A 16,845-nucleotide genomic window follows, 5' to 3' on the forward strand; every position below is an offset into this window, starting at 1 on the left:
GTACGTGACGGTGGCGGACTGGCTGGCGGCCCTGGACCGCCGCGCCGAGCTGCGGGCGAAGGCGGGGCTCACCCGCACGCTGCATCCGCGTGCGGCCGGCGACGCCGTGGTCGACCTGGCCGGCAACGACTACCTCGGCCTGGCCACCCACCCGGAGGTCACCGCCGCCGCCGCGCGGGCACTGTCGGCGTACGGGCTGGGCGCGACCGGGTCGCGGCTCGTGCGTGGCTCCACCGACGCGCACCACGCCCTGGAGGACGCCCTCGCGGACTGGCTCGGCACCGACCGGGCGCTGGTCTTCTCCTCCGGCTACCTGGCCAACCTGGCCGCCGTCCGGGGCCTGGTGCGGCCGCGTACGCTGCTCGTCTCCGACGCCCACAACCACGCCTCGCTGATCGACGGCTGCCGGATCTCCGGCGCGGAGACCGTGGTCACCCCGCACGCCGACGTCGACGCGGTGGCCGCCGCGCTCGCCGCCGCGCCCGGCCGGCCCGCGGTGGTGGTCACCGAGTCGGTCTTCTCCGTCGACGGCGACCTCGCCCCCCTCGCCGAGCTGCACGCCGTGGCCCGCCGGTACGGGGCGTTGCTGCTGGTCGACGACGCGCACGCGCTCGGCGTCACCGGCCCCGCCGGAGCCGGCGGGGTGGCCGCCGCCGGGCTGGCCGGCGAGCCGGACGTGGTGGTCACGGCCACCCTCTCCAAGGCGCTCGGCGGGGCCGGCGGCGTGGTGGCCGGGCCGGCCGAGTTCGTCCGGCACCTGGTGGAGACCGGACGGACGTTCATCTTCGACACCGCCCCGCCGCCCGCGGTGGCGGCCGGTGTGCTGGCCGCGGTGCGGCTGGCCCGGTCCGGCGACGCGCTGCGCGCGGAACTGGCCGAGCGGGCCGCCCTCGCGGTCCGCCGGCTCGGCGCCGCCGGGCTGGCGGTCTCCGCCCCCGACGCGGCGGTGGTATCGGTCACCGCCCCCGGCCCGGAGGCGGCGACCGCCTGGGCGGCCGACTGCCGGGACCGGGGTGTCGCGGTGGGCTGCTTCCGGCCGCCGTCCACCCCGGACAGCCGCTCCCGGCTCCGGCTGACCATCAGCGCCGGGGTGGCCCGGCAGGACTTCGAGCGGGCCCTCGACGTGATTGCGGGGTGTGCACCATGAGCAACGGCAACGGCTGGACCGGGCCGGTGCTGGTGACCGGCACGGACACCGAGGTGGGCAAGACGGTGGTGACCGCGGCGATCGCGGCGGCGGCGCAGGCCGCCGGGCTGCGGGTCGCGGTGGTCAAGCCGGGCCAGACCGGTACGGCCACCGGCGAGCCCGGCGACGTCGACTCGGTGACCCGGCTGGCCGCCCCGCTCACCGGCCGGACCCTGGCCAGCTACCCGGACCCGCTCGCCCCGCTGGCCGCGGCCCGGGTGGCCGAGCTGGAACCGCTGGAGCTCTACACCGCCGTCGACGCGATCCGCGAGGAGAGCGACAAGCACGACCTGGTGCTCGTCGAGGGGGCCGGCGGGCTGCTCGTACCGATGGGGCTGCGGCCGTCGGGCGAGCCCTGGACGGTGGCCGACCTGGCGGTGGCGCTGGGCGCGCCGGCGGTGGTGGTGGCCCGGGCCGGCCTCGGCACGCTCAACCACACCGCGCTCACCCTGGAGGCGCTGGACCGCCGGGCGATCCCGGCGGGCGTGGTCATCGGCGCCTGGCCCGCCGAGCCGGAGCTGGTGCACTGGCTCAACCTGTCCGACCTGGTGCCGAACCTGCTCGGCGCGGTGCCGACGGGGGCCGGCGCGATGGACCCGGGCGTGTTCCGCCGCTCCGCTCCCGGCTGGCTCACCCCGGCCCTCTACGGCGTGCTGGACGACTGGCGCGCCTGGGCCGAGGACGCCAGCTGAGCACCTGACTTTCGTCGGTGTCCGGCCCGAACGGGTGTCGGTAGCGTGACCGCCGTGGCATCCGACGATCCGCCGACGGGCCGGCGACACCTCGGCGACGTGCTGCTGTGGGCCGCGGTCTCCGCGCCGGTGGCGTACGCCGGGCTCACCCCGCCCTGGCCGCCGTACGCGGTGCCGCTGCTGGTCGGGTCGCTGGCGCTGCTCGCCCTCGCGGTGGCGGTCGCCCGCCGGGCGCCGCTCGCGGCGCTGGTGGCGGTGGTGTTCGGTTCGCTGCTGGACGGCAACTTCGTCTTCGCGATCCCGGTGTTCAGCTACCTCGCCGGGCGGCGCAGCGCCGGCGCCGGGCGGGTGGCGGTGCTCTTCGGCGTGATCGCGGTCGCCGGGACCGCGCTCAACCTCGGCCTGCTCGGCACCGGGCCGGGGACCTGGTTCCTGCTCGCCTCGGTGCTGCTCTTCGCCGGGGTCTTCCCGTGGCTGCTCGGCCGGCTCCGCCGGCAGCAGCGGGCCCTGGCCGAGGCGGGACGGCGGCACGCCGAGGCGGAGGAGCGGGAGCGGCGGGCCGCCGTGGACCGGGTCCGGTTGCGGGAGCGGGCCGGGATCGCGCAGGAGATGCACGACTCGCTCGGCCACGACCTGAGCCTGATCGCGTTGCGTGCCGCCGCGTTGGAGCTGGCCGCCGATCTGGCCCCCGCCCACCGGGCCGCGGCCGGCGAGTTGCGGGCCAGCGTGGCCACCGCCACCGAACGACTCCACGACATCATCGGCGTGCTCCGCGAGGAGCGGCCGGGCTCCCTGCGACCGGCCGACGAGAGCGTGGCGGAGCTGGTCGACGGGGCCCGGGACGCCGGGATGGCGGTCGAGCTGCGGGCCGGGCCGGACAAGGCGGACCTGCCCCCGCTCACCGCGCACGCCGTGCACCGGGTGGTGCGGGAGGCGCTGACCAACGCCGCCCGGTACGCCCCCGACGCCCCGGTGACGGTCACCGTCGACCGGGCCGGCGGCGAGGTGGCGGTCAGCGTGGTGAACGGCCCGGCCCCGGCCGGACCGCTGCCGGGGCCGGCGTCGCACGGTTCCGGGCTGCTCGCCCTGCGCGAGCGGGTCCGCCTCGCCGGCGGCGTGTTCGACGCCGGACCCCGGGCCGGTGGTTTCGTGGTCTCGGCACGCCTGCCGCTGGCCGCCGACGCGGCGGTCGAGCAGGCCGACCGGCCCATGCCGGATGGAGTGTCGCTGACCTGGCCGGGCAAGGACCCCGGGCCGGGTGGAGCGTCGCCGGCCGGCGACCGGCCCGCCGAGGCGGCGCGACGGCTGCGGGACGCCCGGCGGCGGGTGCGGCGCAGCCTGCTGGTCGCGTTCGGTGCCCCGGCCGTCCTCGCCCTGGTGCTCGCCCTGGTCTACTACCCGCTGGCCACCGCGGGCGCGGTGCTCGACCGGACCGGGTACGAGCGGTTGCGTCTCGGCGACCCCCGGGACGGCCTCGGGCTGCCCGAGCGGCAGGCGGACCCGCCGACCGCCGACGCCCCGGCCGGCTGCGAGTACTACACCGACGGCAACTTCCCCTTCGCGGAGCCGACCTGGCGGCTCTGCTTCTCCGACGGCCGACTGGTCAGCAAGGAGCGGATCACGCGGTGACCGACGACCACGAGCACCCCCTGCCGGTGGTGCTCGCCGACGACGAGGCGATGGTCCGTGCCGGGGTACGGGCCATCCTGGCCGCCGACCCGGGGATCGAGGTGGTCGGCGAGGCCGGGGACGGCCGCGCCGCCGTCGAGCTGGTCCGCGCCCACCGGCCCCGGGTGGCGCTGCTGGACATCCGGATGCCCCGGTGGGACGGGCTCAGCGCGGCGGCGGAGATCCGTCGCCTGGTGCCGGAGACCGCCACGGTGATGCTCACCACGTTCGGCGAGGACGACCTGATCGCCCGGGCGCTGGGCCACGGGGCGAGCGGCTTCCTGCTCAAGTCGGGCGATCCCCGGGAACTGCTCGCCGGGATCCGGGCGGTCGCCGACGGCGGGGCGTACCTGTCGCCCCGGGTGGCGCGCCGGGTGATCGAGCTGAGCAGCGGCCGGATGGCCCGGACCCCGTACGCCCGGGACCGGCTGGCCGGGCTCACCGACCGGGAACGGGAGGTGCTGGCGCTGGTCGGGGCGGGACTGTCCAACGCCGAGATCGCCCGCCGCCTGCACCTCGTCGAGGGCACCGTGAAGAGCTACCTGACCAGCATCTTCACCCGGCTCGACGTGCGCAACCGGGTGCAGGCGGCGATCCTGGCGTACGAGGCGGGGCTGGTCCCGCCGACCGGCTGACCAGCCCCGCCCCGGTCACGCGTCGCGCCGGGCCAGCGCCCAGCGGCCGACGGCCAGCGCGGCGGCCGCCCAGCCGGCGAGCAGCAGCAGCCCGACCACCGCCGGGTACGGGTCGCTCTCCCCGGCCAGGAAGTGGTTGCCGGCCACGCCGGGGAACCCGTCGGCGATCCGGGTGAGCACGGTGATGCCCGGCTCCTGCAACGACAGCGGCACGATCATCAGCAGGGCGAAGAGCACGGTCAGGGTGAGCACCGCGCCGCGCAACGCCGCCGCCAGGCCCAGCGCCAGCACTCCCACCAGGGCCAGGTACGTGGCCGAGGCGAGCACATCGCCCACCGTCCCGCCCAGCGGGGCGCGTCCCCACTCGCCGAGCACCGGCCGGGCGACCACCGCGCCGATCCCGCCGAGCAGCAGCCCGACCAGGAACGTCACCGCGCCGACCACGACGGCCTTGGCCAGCAGCACCCGGCTCCGCGACGGGGTGCAGCGCAGCGTGGTGCGGATGGTGCCGGTGGCGTACTCGCTGCTGATCGCGAACAGGCCGAGGGCGAGCACGACGTACTGGGTGAGTTCCAGCGAGCCGGTGACGATCTCGCCGACCCCGAGAATCCCCGGGCCGACCGCAGGGTCGTCGTCGGTGTTCGCGTTGACCGCGTAGATGGCGAGCTGGGCGGCGGTGGCGGCCATGGTGAGCGCCGCCGCCAGCACCGTCCACCAGGTGGATCGGACCGACCAGAGCTTGGTCCATTCGGCGGCCACCGCCCCGACGAAGGGGCCGGTGGTGGGTGCGGGTCGGGCCGGGATGGCGGTGGTCATCGGGTCCCCTGTCCGGTCGGGTCGGCGGCGTACTCCACGCTGCCGGCGGTGAGCTCCAGGAACGCCTCCTCCAGCGAGGCGGCCACCGGGGTCAGCTCGTGCACCCGCACCCCCAGCTCGTACGCCAGGTCGCCGACCCGGGCGGCGGGGGCGCCGCGGACGGTCAGCCCGTCGCCGTCCGGCGCCACGTTGGCCCCCTCGGCGGCCAGCCGCGCGCCCAGCGCGGCCAGGCCGGCCGGCTCGGGGCCGCGGACCCGGACGGAGGCGGCCGGCCGGGCGGCGATCAGCTCGGCGAGCGGCGCGTCGGCGATCAGCCGGCCCCGGCCGAGCACCACCACCCGGTCGGCGGTCTGCTGCATCTCGCTCATCAGATGGCTGGAGATCAGCACGGTCCGGCCCTCGTCGGCGAGACTCCGGGTGAACCGGCGGATCCACCGCACCCCGTCCGGGTCGAGGCCGTTGACCGGCTCGTCCAGGAGCAGCACCGGCGGGTCGCCGAGCAGCGCGCCGGCGATGCCGAGTCGCTGGCCCATGCCCAGCGACAGCGCGCGGCCCGGCTTGGCGGCGGCCCGCCCGTCCAGGCCGACCAGGTCGAGCACCTCGTCCACCCGGCGGGCCGGGATGCCGTTGCTGCGGGCCATCGCCCACAGGTGCGCCCGGCCGGAGCGGGTCGGATGCACGCCGGTCGCGTCGAGCAGCGCGCCGACCTCGTGCAGCGGGTGCCGCAGCTCCCGGTACGACCGGCCGTTGACCAGGGCCCGGCCGGCGGTCGGCCGGTCCAGCCCGAGCACCATCCGCATGGTGGTGGACTTGCCCGCGCCGTTGGGGCCGAGGAAGCCGGTGACCTGCCCCGGTCCGATGTCGACGGTCAGGTCGTCGACCGCGGTCGCCGTCCCGAACCGTTTCGTCAACCCACGAAGTGTGATCATGCGCCGACGGTAGGCAGCGGGAGGGCCTTCGCACTGCCGTCGATCGGCGACGCTCCACCCTGACTTTGGTCAGGTCGGCCGGGCCGTCTCTGGACCGCCGCCGCCGGCGGGTCACCCTGACCGTGCTCTGGAGCCGAGTCGGATACGACATCAGCCGGCCCGGCCGGGCTGCGCGGATCCCGCGCGCTGGCCGCCCACCTCTGCCTTGCTGTCGAGCTGAGTCGGATGCGATATCAGCGCGCCGGCCCGGAGGACTCGCGTTCCGCCGACTTGTCGGGGATGTCTGACTACCGGCCCGCGCCTCCTGCACCGGTGAGTCGTCTGCGACATCAGCTCCAAAGGCACGCGGGACCTGTCTGCCGTGGCGTCGCTCGGGATGTCGGCGGGTGTGCGGCGTGGCTCGGGAAGACGCCCGGCCCCGGTGGCCGTCAGGCCCGGCGGACCACGAACGCGTCCGGCATCCGGAAGGTCAGGTTGTCCGGGCACCAGGGTGGGCGCACGACGGTCACCCCGTCGAGCAGCGACGTCGCCTCGGCGACCACCACCGCCGCCTCCATCCGGGCCAGTTGCGCCCCCACGCACCGGTGCGCCCCCGCCCCGAAGGCCAGGTGCCGGCGGGAGCCGCGCTGCCCCGGCCGGAACTCGTCCGGCGCGGCGACCACCGTCGCGTCGCGGCCGGCCCGGGCCAGCCACGCCACGATGCTGGTGCCGGCCGGGACCGCGACGTCGCCCAGGGTGGTGTCGACCGCGGCGACCCGCCGCCAGGTGACGATCGGCGGCTCCAGCCGCAGCCCCTCCTCGACCACGTCGGCGACCGCGACCTCGCCACGACCCAGCCCGGCCCGGACCTCCGGTTCGCCGGTGAGGCGGTGCAGCAGCAGGGTGAGGAACTGCGAGGTGGTCTCCTGGCCGGCGACCAGCAGGAAGAAGAGCGCACCGACCACCACGTCGGGCGAGTGCCCGGCGTCGCGCAGCCGGGCGGCCAGCCCGCCGCCGGTCGCGGCGAAGGCGCGCAGCACGGTGTGGAACCGCCCCACCTCGGCGGCCAGGGCGAGCTGCCGTGCCTCGTCGAGCGGGGCCCAGAACAGCTCCAGCGCGGCCCGGGCGAAGTCCTTGACCGCGCCGACCGGGGCGTCCGGCAGCTCGACCAACCGGGCCAGCACCAGCAGCGGCAGGTCGGCGGCGAGTTCTGCGTACAGGTCGACCGGCTCGCCGGCGTCGAGGGCGGCGGCCAGCCGGGCCACCCGGTGCCGGACCAGATCGGTCAGCCAGGGCTGCTGCGCGGCCACCCGGTCCGGGTGCAGGGCGTCGGCGACGATCCCCCGGATCTCCGGGTGGCTGGCCGACGAGTTGTTGGCCAGGGTCGGGGGCAGCCGGAACCGGTGCCCGGCCAGGACCCGCAGGGCGGCCACCGGGATCGGGGTCACCGCGTCGAGGGCGTTGTCGGGCCGGAACGTCTCCGGATCGGTGAGCAGCCGCCGGACCAGGGCGTGCCGGGTCACCACCAGGTGCGGCACGCCGACGTGGTCGACCACGGTCGCGGCGTCCGGCCACGGCCCGTCGACGGACTCCCCCCAGCCCCGGAACAGCACCTCGACACGCTAGCGGGCGGCTCCCGGCGGAGCCGGGTCCAGCTCCCACACGGTGGTGCGCTTCACCCGTACGCTCTCCAGCGCCTCGGTCACCGGCACGTCGTAGGCGGCCAGCTCGTGGAAGCGCTCGCGGGGCAGGAACGCCCGACCGGGGTCGCCGACCAGCACCCGGGCCCCGGACCGGGCGGCCCGGAGCAGGAAGCGCAGCATCCGCCGGGCCATCGCCTCGCTGTAGAAGACGTCCCCGGCGAGCACCACCTCGGCGTCCCCGGCGTCGCCGTCGAGGATGTCGCCGAGTTCGGCGGCCACGCGTACCCCGTTGGCCTCGGCGTTGAGCGCGACGGCGGCGACGGCCCGCTCGTCCACCTCGACAGCGCGGACGGCGCTCGCGCCGGCGCGGGCGGCGGCGATGGCGACCAGCCCGGAGCCGGAGGCGAGGTCGAGCACCCGCCGGCCGGCGACCAGCTCGGGATGGTCGGTGACGTAGCGGGCCAGCGCCTGCCCGCCGGCCCAGGCGAACGCCCAGAACGGCGGCGGCTGGGCGCTGCGGAACTCGCCCTCGGTCAGTTCCCACAGGCCGATCGGCTCGTCGGCCTGGTGCAGCCGCACCTCGGGAACGAAGGCGACCGGGGCGAGCCGGGCATGCAGTCGGACGAAGGCCGCGGACAGGTCGGACACCCGGTGATTCTGTCGTACGGCCGGATCCCGGGCGTGTCGCGGGGCGGGCGTGACCGGTTCACCACGGTCGGTGATACCGCCCCCCGCAGTTGGCGGTGCGTGCGAACACGCCCGTCTACCGGCCCGCCGGTGGCGCTCATAGCGTCTCGGGTGGACGCGACCGGCGGGAGGGCGAGGCGGTGGTGGGCGTGTGGCGGTACGTGCTGCGGATCGGGGTGGTGCTGAGCTGCCTGTTCGGGGCGGGCCTCGGCGCGGCCGTGCCGGCCCGGGCGGCGGCCCCGTTCTCCACCGAGCTGAGTGGACTGCCGGACGAGTTCACCGCCGGCGACCGGGTGGAGACGCTCTCCGCGGTGGTGTCCCGGTCCGACGGCGGCGGCTGTGTGAAGGTGCGCTGGTCGATGCTGCTGGAGGTGCGGGGCCTGCGGCTGGACCAGGTGAAGGTGGACCGGGTGGAGGACGACGGCTCCTTTCCCCTGGAGATCCGCACCGAGGGGGACGTGGCCCGGCTGACCGACCGCGAGCTGGATCCGGGCCTGCTCTGCCCGGGCCGTACGGTCACCGCCCGGTACCGGGTGGCCTTCGCCGAGGACGTCACCCGGGGCCGGGTGAGCTTCGCCGCGGAGGCGTACGACCAGAGCCTGCGCCTGCTGGCCCGGCAGACCGCCACCCGGCAGGTGGTGGGGGAGGACGCCGAGGTCGCGCCGACCGGGGCGGCGCCGGAGCCGACGGGGAGCACCGCCGAGCCGACCGACCCGGCGACGGAGGAACCGGCGACCGGGGACCCGGCGGAGGCCACCCCGACCGACGAGGCGGTGGCCGAGCTGCCGCCGCCCGGCGCGGCGGGCCGGCCGGTCTCCGCCGCGGGCGGGTTCGGCGTGGTCCAGGGGGCCTTCCTCCTCGGTGGCCTGCTGCTCTTCCTCGGCGCCGGGCTGCTGCTGCGGATGCGGCGCCTGCTGCGCCCGGCCGAGGTGGAGGAGGACCCGCGCCTGGCCTTCGAGCGGCCGGGCGCCCGGAAGCGGTGGCGGTAGGGGGTACCGCGCCGATCGGGGCCGGGAGGGCGACCTCCCGGCCCCGTGGTCTGTCCGAGCCTCGAGGCACTTTACAAAAGGTCTCCTCTTGTAAAACCGGGTGACGGCTGCCACAGTCGGGACACGAGTCAACGGATCGGAGGCTGACGATGCGTACCGACACGACACCCTGGCGGGACACCCGCAAACCGCTCTGGCCGCTCGCCCTGCTCGTCCCCGTGCTGCCCTTCATCGCCTGGGCGGTCTGGCACGCCACCGGCGCCACCTGGGCCTGGTGGCTCACCCCGGTGGTGGTCTTCGGCGTGATCCCGGTGGTCGACCTGCTCATCGGGGACAACCGGGAGAACCCGCCGGAGGAGGTGGTGCCCGCGCTCCAGGCGGACGGCTACTACCGCTGGCTCACCTACCTCTGGCTGCCCGCCCAGTACGCGGCCCTGGTGCTCTGCTGCGCGGTGTGGGCCGGGAACGACCTGTCCTGGGTGGCCGCCGCCGGTCTGGTCGCCACCGTCGGAGTGGTCGACGGTATCGCCATCAACACCGCCCACGAACTGGGCCACAAGCGCGAGACGGCGGAGCGCTGGCTGTCCAAGATCGCGCTCGCGCCGACCGCGTACGGGCACTTCTACGTCGAGCACAACCGGGGGCACCACACCCGCGTCGCCACCCCGGAGGACCCGGCCAGTTCCCGGCTGGGGGAGAGCTTCTGGGCCTTCTGGCCGCGTACGGTCTGGGGCAGCCTGCGCTCGGCGTGGCGGCTGGAGACCGGGCGGTTCCGGCTGCGCGGCCGTACCCCGTGGACCTGGCGCAACGACGTGCTGAACGCCTGGGCGATGACCGTGCTGCTCTACGCGGTCCTCGCGGTCGCCTTCGGCCCCGGCGTGCTGGTCTTCCTCGCGCTCCAGGCCGTGGTCGGCTTCTCCCTGCTCGAGGTGGTCAACTACCTGGAGCACTACGGGCTGGCCCGGCAGCGCACCGCCGCCGGCCGCTACGAGAAGGTCGACCCGCGGCACAGCTGGAACAGCGATCGGATCGTCACCAACGTCTTCCTCTTCCAGCTCCAGCGGCACAGCGACCACCACGCCAACCCGCTGCGCCGCTACCAGACGCTGCGCAGCTTCGACTCCTCGCCGCAGCTGCCCGCCGGCTACGCCAGCATGGTGGTCACCGCCCTGGTGCCGCCGCTGTGGCGGCGGGTCATGGACCACCGGGTGCTCGCCCACTACGGTGGCGACCTCGAACTGGCCAACGTCCACCCGCCGGCCCGGGACCGGCTGCGGGAGCGCCAGCGCCGTCGCCGGGCGGCCACCACCGAGGGGTACGCGGGCTGAGAACCGCCCTTCCGGTCCGGATCAGTCCAGCGCGGCCGGCTCCAGGCCCAGCTCCCGGGCGGCCACCAGCCGGATCCACTCGGCGATCTGCCGCCGGGTGATCACCCGCTCGTGCACCGCGAGCTGCACCGCGAGGCCGTCCATCACCGCGCTGATCCGCCACGCCGCGCCCGCCGGGTCGGGGCAGTCGAAGGTCCCCTCGGCCACCCCGTCGGCGATCACCGCGGCGAGGTCCTGCCGCCAGCGCAGGTCGAGCCGGCGGGAGACCTTCTCCAGCTCCGGGGTCCGGAGCGACTCGGCCCAGCCGTCGATCCACATGGACCAGGAGGTGCTCCGGCCGGTCGGGGCGTAGAGCCGGAGCATCCGGCGCAGCTTCGCCAGCGGCGGGGCCGAGGAGCGGACCACCGCGTCGAGCTTGGCCAGGTCCTGCTCGACGGCGTACGCGAAGGCCTGCGCGAGCATCCGGTCCTTGGTGGCGAAGTGGTAGAAGACCAGGGCCTGGCTGACCCCGGCGGCCTCCGCCACGTCGGCCGTGCGGGTGTTGGCGAGTCCCCGTTCCGCGATCACGTCACAGGCCGTGCGAAGCAGGGCATCCAGGCGGATCTCGGCGGCGCGTCTCGTCACGCCCGTTACCGTAGCCCATCCGAGTGACCACGAGGAGTTACCGATGCGGTCGGTCGGGCGGGCTACAGTCGGATCCCGGACAGTTGCCCGACCGGCGGGTCGCGGGCGTTTTCCCAGCCCACCGGCCCGCGATCGGGCGCGGACCATCCGCCCAGGCTCCTAGGAAGCTCTGGGAGGCGGGTCATGGGTCACCCGGACGCGCCCGGAAGGCACCCCGATTTGGCAACCCTTCCCGGGCTCGGCTAAAGTTCTCATCCGTCACCGGGAAACACCGGGGGCACGCGGACGTAGCGCAGTTGGTAGCGCATCACCTTGCCAAGGTGAGGGTCGCGGGTTCGAGTCCCGTCGTCCGCTCGGAGATGCCGCCACGCATGTCGGGGGCAACCTCGGTGGAGTGGCCGAGAGGCGAGGCAACGGCCTGCAAAGCCGTGTACACGGGTTCAAATCCCGTCTCCACCTCGGCAGTAGACGAGGGCGATTGGCGCAGTGGGAGCGCGCTTCCTTGACACGGAAGAGGTCACTGGTTCAAACCCAGTATCGCCCACCAGTACCGATGAGCAGACGGCTCGTCACCGGACACCGGTGACGAGCCATTCTGTTTCTCCCACCCGTCGGCGGCTCACGCCGAGGCGCTGAGCAGCGCCTCCGCGACGGCCGTCCGGCTGCTCAGCAGCGACCGGCCCTGCCGGTGGGTCACCACCAGCCCGGCCGCCCGCAGCGTGGTGAGGTGCTGCGACACCCCGGCGGGGGACAGGCCGGTCCGGCGGGCCAGCTCGGTGGTCGAGCGGGGCGCGTCCAGTTCGGCCAGCAGCCGCGCCCGGCCCCGGCCGAGCACCGCACCCAGAGCGTCCGGCGCGGTCGTCGGGCACTCCCACAGCGCCCCGGCGCCCCGGGCCGGGTACGCCAGCTGCGACACGTCCCCGGCCGCGATGCTCAGCACCGACGGCCAGACGAAGACCGAGGGCACCAGGACCAGCCCGGCGCCGTCCGGCACGTCCGGGGCCGCGCAGTGCCGTTGGTTGATCAGCAGCGCGTCGCCTTCCCACCGGACCCGCTCGTGCAGGTCGTTGAGCAGCCCGGCCGCGCCGTCCTCGGCCAGCCGCCGGGCCCGGTGGAACACCTCCGCGTCGAGCACCGCCCGGATCCGTGGCCAGTCGCCGGCCAGGGCCAGCCGCCAGTACGTCTCGATCTCCCCGGCGAGCCGGCGCAGTCCGGCCTCGGGGTCGGCGTACAGGGCGGCCAGCGCCGACGGCCGGGGACCGGGATAGAGGTCCAGGTGGGCGCGGACCGTGTCGGGCGGGGTGGCGCGCAGGGCGGCCAGCTCCTGCCCGAGGTCGGGGGTCAGGCCGACCGGCGGCGGGGTGAGGAAGTCGGCCAGGTACCCCGGCGCGGGCGGGACGAGCTGCCAGAGCAGCCCGGCGTCCGGGTCGAGCAGGCCCGCCCCGGCCAGCCGCGGTCGTACCCGGTTGGCCCAGGGCAGGTGGATGGCGTGCTGGCCCGGATCGCGCAGCACCCGCACCCCGGCGATCACCTCCCACAGGCAGGAGAGCGCGAAGCGGACCCGCGCCACGGCACCCGCCGACAGCCCGATCGCGACCACGCCGCCCCCTTCGTTTCATCTGGGACTGAAACAATACGGCGGCGGGCCGCGCCGTCCCAGACTGGCCGGGTGAACGATCACCACACCCGAGCCCTGCACTTCCGTTCCCTGCACGTCCCCGGCGAGCCGCTGGTCCTGGTCAACGCCTGGGACGCGGCGAGCGCCCGGATCGTCGCCGCCGCCGGCGCCCGCGCCGTCGCCACCACCAGCGCGGGCGTCGCCTGGAGCCTCGGCGCCCCGGACGGGGACGCGCTCGGCCGCGAGGCCGCCGTCGACCTGGTCCGGCGGGTCGCCGCGGCGGTGCCGCTGCCGGTCACCGCCGACATCGAGTCCGGGTACGGCGACACCGCCGACGAGGTCGCCACCACGGTCGCCGCGGTGCTCGCGGCGGGCGCCGTCGGTGTGAACGTCGAGGACGCCCGGCACGGCGGGGAGACGCCGCTGCGCCCGGTCGAGGAGCAGTGCGCCCGCCTGGCCGCCGTCAGGTCCGCCGCGGACCGGGCCGGCATCCCGCTGTACGTCAATGCCCGCGTCGACACGTTCCTGCGGGGCGTCGGCGGGATCGGCGAGACGGTGGCGCGGGCCGAGGCGTACCTGGCGGCCGGGGCCGACGGGGTGTTCGTGCCCGGCACGGTCGACCCGGAGACGGTGAACGCCCTGGTCGAGGCGATCCCGGCCCCGCTCAACGTCCTGGCCGGACCGGGCGCCCCGTCGGTGCCGGAGCTGGCGAAGCTCGGGGTGGCCCGGGTCAGCCTCGGCTCCGCGGTTGCCGAGGCCGCGTACGCGGTGGCCCGCCGGGCCGCCGAGGAGGCGTTCGGCGCCGGCACGTACGGCGCGCTGGCCGACGGCGTCGACTACGGCGCGCTCAACGAACTGATGCGCCGCTGACCGGTACGGGAACGGGGGCGCCCGACGGCACCCCCGTTCCCGTACCGGCGGGACCGATCAGCTCCGTCGGCCCCGGGCACTGCCGGATCAGAGCGGCGGGGCGACGTCCCGTCGCTCCTCGACCCGCCGGTACTCCGTCGGTTCGGTGGTGGTGACCACCTCGCGGCGGCGGCCCCAGACCAGCGTGGTCATGATCAGGCCGAGTACGCCGGCCGCCATCAGGATCCAGCCGACGACGTCCAGGCTGACCCCGCCGATGTGGGCGTTCAGCGCGAAGGTGAGGATGGCGCCGACCGCGATCAGGAAGATGCTGGTACCGATTCCCACGACAGCCTCCTTCAGGGGACGTGGTGTGCTGTCGATGGAAGTCAGTACCCAGCCGGTCACCGGCCCAACCGCAGGTGGTTGCCGGGGCGGGCGGACAGCCCGTGGGTCGGTTCGACCGACGATCTTGTCATCGGGTACAGTTCTCCCCGTCGCCGACGCGAGCCGGCGACAACGCGGACGTAGCGCAGCTGGTAGCGCATCACCTTGCCAAGGTGAGGGTCGCGGGTTCGAATCCCGTCGTCCGCTCGCGATCCGCCCCTCGCGGGGGACCGTGGCCGGTGTTCCGACCCGGCGGTCGCTCGGGCGATTGGCGCAGTGGGAGCGCGCTTCCTTGACACGGAAGAGGTCACTGGTTCAAACCCAGTATCGCCCACCAGATATCCGCGCGAAGGCTCGTCACTCTTGAGTGACGAGCCTTCGTCGTCGTTGACTCGGGCGGATACGCCGCTGGCCGGCACCCCTGTCTCGGGGTGCCGGCCAGCGGCTTTCGTGTGCTGTGGGTGGGTCAGCTGTTCCAGTGCTGGGCGACGATGTCGGCGGCCTGCTGCTCCCACTGGGCGTAAGCGTCCGGGTACGCCGAGACCTGCACGGTCTGGGCGGCCTCGGTCAGCGGCATGTCCTGCCACCCGTCGACCTGCTTCAGACCCTTCAGAAACGCCAGGGTCGCGTACTCCGGGTCAGTGATCTGCTCCGGCGAACCCCAACCCGAGGACGGCCGCTGCTGGAACAGGCCCAGCGAGTCATGGTCGTTCTTGTCGCCGAGGTGGCCCAGGTTCTCCAGCTTCGACTCCTGCAGGCTGGTGGCGATCGAGATCACCGCGGCCCGCTCCGGCAGACCCGCCTTCTTCGTCGCGGCGATGATCGCCTTCACATTCGCGACCTGCTCGTCGTTCAGGTCGATCCGCGACTGCGCGCCCTGCACACCATGCGGGATCAGCTTGCTGGCGTCCGGCTTGTCAGCCTGCACGGCCACCGCGACGGGCTTGCCCTCGACGGGGCGGGCGTCGGCGTGAGCGGCGATCGGACCGGCGAACACACCACCGGTGAAGGCCAGGCCAGCAACACCAAGAACGCTCTTACGGAAGATCGTGTTCATGGGAAAGCTCCGTTCGGGGGTTGGCGCACACACGCGCCGATGGGGGTCGGCTTCGCGGTGTGCGCAAGCACCGTCAGGCGCTCGAAAAAGGGGGAAAGTCTTGGGGGGATCCGGCTCGCGGGGCTTGGCCTCTTCGCGGCGCCGGGACCATGTGTAACGACCGGCGACCCAGCATCATTCCGGGCCCTGCACCCCGCCGCGCGGGGCGGTCTTCCTCGGCCGTTCACCCGTGTTCAACGACCCCCGGCCGCCCACCATTCCGGCCTGCGGATGCCGCCAACCACACCCACAAACCGGACACACCACCCACTCGGCACGCTCAGGCCAGCGCCCGGGCGCGGTCAGTGGAACGTCATGGACGTCTCCGGAGCCCGGAGACCTCCATGACGTTCCACCCATCGAGGCAACGCGATGCGACAACCGGACAACGCACGCACAACGCAGGGAGCAAGCCTGACCGCCCGGAGCCGGGCACGGCGGGCCACACCCGACAGGGCGACCACCACGGACCGTGACCCCGCGGGATCCACTCGGGAGTCGGCATCCGTAGACCACGGACCCCGCGAACACCGCGCGGGGCGAATCAGCGAACTGCTTCTGCCCACGGCAGATCCGCTCCCGGTGAACAGGGCTCCTGGAAGCGGATGGCGGCGGGCAGGGTGGGACGCATGAGACTGCTGATGCTTGGCGGGACGGGATTCGTCGGTGGGGCCACGGTGCGGGAGGCGGTGCGTCGGGGCTGGTCCGTGACGGTGTTCAACCGGGGGATGCACGGGGAGGTGCCGGCGGGCGTGCACCGGTTGCGGGGGGACCGGACGGCGCCGGACGGGCTGGCGGCGCTCAGCGGCGGCGAGTGGGACCTGGTGGTGGACACCTGGGATGGGGCGCCCCGGGCGGTGCGGGACGCCGCCCGGACCCTCGTCGACGCGGTGCCGCACTACGTCTACGTCTCCAGCGGTTCGGTGTATGCCGAACCGGTGGCCTCAGGTGTGGGGGAGGAGGCACCGACGGTCGACGCCGAGGCGGACGCGGGCGACGGGGACTACCCGCGGAACAAGGCGGGCGGGGAGCGGGCCGCGGCGGCGGTCTACGGCGACCGGGCGCTGCTGGTCCGGGCCGGGCTGATCCTCGGGCCGGGGGAGGACATCGGCCGGCTCCCCTGGTGGCTGCACCGGGTCGCCCGGGGCGGCGAGGTGCTCGCCCCGGGGCCGCGTGACCTGCCGCTGCAGTACATCGACGTACGGGACCTGGCGAACTGGCTGCTGGACCGGGGAAGCGAGGGCGTCGGCGGGGCGTACAACGTGATCAGTCGGACCGGGCACGCGACGATGGGCGAGCTGCTCGACGCGGCGGTCGCGGCGACCGGGTCGGCCGCGACGCTGCGGTGGACGGACCCGGAGCCGATCCTGGCGGCCGGGGTGGAGCCGTGGAACGACCTGCCGATCTGGGTCCCGCAGGGGCACCCGTACCGCTGGTTGCAGGAGCGAGGCGTCGAGCGGGCGTACGCGGCGGGGCTGGTCTGCCGGCCGGTGGCCGAGACGGTCGAGGACACCTGGCGCTGGCTACGCGAGGTGGGCCGGGTGCCGGCGCGGGCGGGCCGGCCGGCGCGGGCACCGGTGGGCCTGGACCCGGAGCGGGAGGCGGCACTGCTGGCCGGCACCGTGACCCGGAGCTGACCGGGAATCCGGAGGGTCGCACCGGACGCACGGCGGCGGGACCGGAGGCCCGGCTGAAGAGCGTCACGGGCAGTTGCCCGTC

At 75.0% G+C, this 16,845-nt stretch carries 16 protein-coding genes and 5 tRNA genes; 13 read left to right on the forward strand and 8 right to left on the reverse strand.

The features are described 5' to 3' along the window. The first annotated feature begins 10 nt into the window (after positions 1-10). From ACGFI9_RS14275 to ACGFI9_RS14290, 4 genes are read left to right on the forward strand one after another with little or no spacing between them, the layout of a single operon-like run. On the forward strand, positions 11-1,147 hold the full coding sequence (locus ACGFI9_RS14275; protein ID WP_393178479.1) for an 8-amino-7-oxononanoate synthase: 1,137 nt from the start codon (positions 11-13) through the stop codon (positions 1,145-1,147). Beyond that, positions 1,144-1,878 (forward strand): dethiobiotin synthase, encoded by a 735-nt coding sequence (bioD, locus tag ACGFI9_RS14280; RefSeq protein WP_393178397.1) that lies wholly within the window; start codon positions 1,144-1,146, stop codon positions 1,876-1,878. The genes ACGFI9_RS14275 and bioD overlap by 4 nt, the downstream gene beginning before the upstream one ends. A 54-nt stretch (positions 1,879-1,932) precedes the next feature. Beyond that, positions 1,933-3,507, forward strand: a complete 1,575-nt coding sequence (locus tag ACGFI9_RS14285; RefSeq protein WP_393178398.1) for a sensor histidine kinase — start codon at positions 1,933-1,935, stop codon at positions 3,505-3,507. Between the two features lie 50 nt (positions 3,508-3,557). Next, positions 3,558-4,181 (forward strand): response regulator, encoded by a 624-nt coding sequence (locus ACGFI9_RS14290; protein ID WP_393178480.1) that lies wholly within the window; start codon positions 3,558-3,560, stop codon positions 4,179-4,181. A 15-nt stretch (positions 4,182-4,196) separates the two neighbouring features. Here ACGFI9_RS14290 and ACGFI9_RS14295 read toward each other — a convergent pair whose 3' ends face one another. The 4 genes from ACGFI9_RS14295 to ACGFI9_RS14310 all read right to left on the reverse strand — a co-directional run bounded on the left by ACGFI9_RS14295 (position 4,197) and on the right by ACGFI9_RS14310 (position 8,196). Further along, positions 4,197-4,997, reverse strand: a complete 801-nt coding sequence (locus ACGFI9_RS14295; protein WP_393178399.1) for an ABC transporter permease — start codon at positions 4,995-4,997, stop codon at positions 4,197-4,199. Next, positions 4,994-5,926, reverse strand: a complete 933-nt coding sequence (locus tag ACGFI9_RS14300) for an ABC transporter ATP-binding protein (RefSeq protein ID WP_393178400.1) — start codon at positions 5,924-5,926, stop codon at positions 4,994-4,996. The genes ACGFI9_RS14295 and ACGFI9_RS14300 overlap by 4 nt, the downstream gene beginning before the upstream one ends. Before the next feature lie 428 nt (positions 5,927-6,354). Next, the gene (locus tag ACGFI9_RS14305) at positions 6,355-7,518 is read right to left on the reverse strand and encodes a cytochrome P450 (protein WP_393178401.1); all 1,164 of its coding nucleotides are present in this window, start codon (positions 7,516-7,518) and stop codon (positions 6,355-6,357) included. 9 nt (positions 7,519-7,527) lie between these two features. Then, positions 7,528-8,196, reverse strand: coding sequence for a class I SAM-dependent methyltransferase (locus tag ACGFI9_RS14310; protein ID WP_393178402.1), 669 nt, complete (start codon positions 8,194-8,196; stop codon positions 7,528-7,530). Between the two features lie 95 nt (positions 8,197-8,291). Here ACGFI9_RS14310 and ACGFI9_RS14315 point away from each other — a divergent pair, with 95 nt between their 5' ends. Both ACGFI9_RS14315 and ACGFI9_RS14320 read left to right on the forward strand, forming a co-directional pair. After that, positions 8,292-9,224 carry a hypothetical protein gene (locus ACGFI9_RS14315; protein ID WP_393178403.1) on the forward strand — a complete coding sequence of 311 codons (933 nt, stop codon included), beginning with the start codon at positions 8,292-8,294 and terminating at the stop codon, positions 9,222-9,224. 149 nt (positions 9,225-9,373) lie between these two features. After that, a complete protein-coding gene (locus tag ACGFI9_RS14320) occupies positions 9,374-10,552 on the forward strand; it encodes an alkane 1-monooxygenase (RefSeq protein WP_393178404.1) in 1,179 nt (392 codons plus the stop codon). A gap of 21 nt (positions 10,553-10,573) precedes the next feature. On the opposite strand, the gene ACGFI9_RS14325 is transcribed toward ACGFI9_RS14320, so the two are convergent. Then, positions 10,574-11,176 (reverse strand): TetR/AcrR family transcriptional regulator, encoded by a 603-nt coding sequence (locus ACGFI9_RS14325; RefSeq protein ID WP_393178405.1) that lies wholly within the window; start codon positions 11,174-11,176, stop codon positions 10,574-10,576. 281 nt (positions 11,177-11,457) lie between these two features. Here ACGFI9_RS14325 and ACGFI9_RS14330 point away from each other — a divergent pair. The 3 genes from ACGFI9_RS14330 (at position 11,458) to ACGFI9_RS14340 (ending at position 11,723) form a co-directional block, all read left to right on the forward strand. Further along, positions 11,458-11,530: transfer RNA gene (locus tag ACGFI9_RS14330), tRNA-Gly, on the forward strand. A gap of 34 nt (positions 11,531-11,564) precedes the next feature. Beyond that, positions 11,565-11,635 (forward strand) — tRNA-Cys (locus tag ACGFI9_RS14335). Positions 11,636-11,648: 13 nt separating this feature from the next. After that, positions 11,649-11,723 (forward strand) — tRNA-Val (locus tag ACGFI9_RS14340). Positions 11,724-11,795: 72 nt separating this feature from the next. Here the strand turns inward: ACGFI9_RS14340 and ACGFI9_RS14345 are convergent. Next, complete coding sequence (locus ACGFI9_RS14345) at positions 11,796-12,776, reverse strand: helix-turn-helix domain-containing protein (protein WP_393178406.1); 981 nt, start codon at positions 12,774-12,776, stop codon at positions 11,796-11,798. A 69-nt stretch (positions 12,777-12,845) separates the two neighbouring features. On the opposite strand from ACGFI9_RS14345, the gene ACGFI9_RS14350 reads away from it, so the two are divergent. Beyond that, on the forward strand, positions 12,846-13,664 hold the full coding sequence (locus ACGFI9_RS14350; protein WP_393178407.1) for an isocitrate lyase/phosphoenolpyruvate mutase family protein: 819 nt from the start codon (positions 12,846-12,848) through the stop codon (positions 13,662-13,664). An 87-nt stretch (positions 13,665-13,751) separates the two neighbouring features. On the opposite strand, the gene ACGFI9_RS14355 is transcribed toward ACGFI9_RS14350, so the two are convergent. Continuing rightward, on the reverse strand, positions 13,752-13,991 hold the full coding sequence (locus ACGFI9_RS14355) for a DUF6458 family protein (RefSeq protein ID WP_393178408.1): 240 nt from the start codon (positions 13,989-13,991) through the stop codon (positions 13,752-13,754). A 173-nt stretch (positions 13,992-14,164) separates the two neighbouring features. Here ACGFI9_RS14355 and ACGFI9_RS14360 point away from each other — a divergent pair. Together ACGFI9_RS14360 and ACGFI9_RS14365 are read left to right on the forward strand one after the other, a co-directional pair. Next, positions 14,165-14,237, forward strand: a tRNA-Gly gene (locus ACGFI9_RS14360). A 55-nt stretch (positions 14,238-14,292) separates the two neighbouring features. Beyond that, positions 14,293-14,367: transfer RNA gene (locus ACGFI9_RS14365), tRNA-Val, on the forward strand. Between the two features lie 129 nt (positions 14,368-14,496). Here ACGFI9_RS14365 and ACGFI9_RS14370 read toward each other — a convergent pair. Then, complete coding sequence (locus ACGFI9_RS14370; protein ID WP_393178409.1) at positions 14,497-15,087, reverse strand: hypothetical protein; 591 nt, start codon at positions 15,085-15,087, stop codon at positions 14,497-14,499. Between the two features lie 668 nt (positions 15,088-15,755). Here ACGFI9_RS14370 and ACGFI9_RS14375 point away from each other — a divergent pair. Then, a complete protein-coding gene (locus ACGFI9_RS14375; RefSeq protein WP_393178410.1) occupies positions 15,756-16,763 on the forward strand; it encodes an NAD-dependent epimerase/dehydratase family protein in 1,008 nt (335 codons plus the stop codon). The last annotated feature ends 82 nt before the right edge of the window (positions 16,764-16,845 follow it).

It is taken from the genome of Micromonospora sp. NPDC048930 (assembly GCF_043197935.1).
GTDB lineage: Bacteria > Actinomycetota > Actinomycetes > Mycobacteriales > Micromonosporaceae > Micromonospora.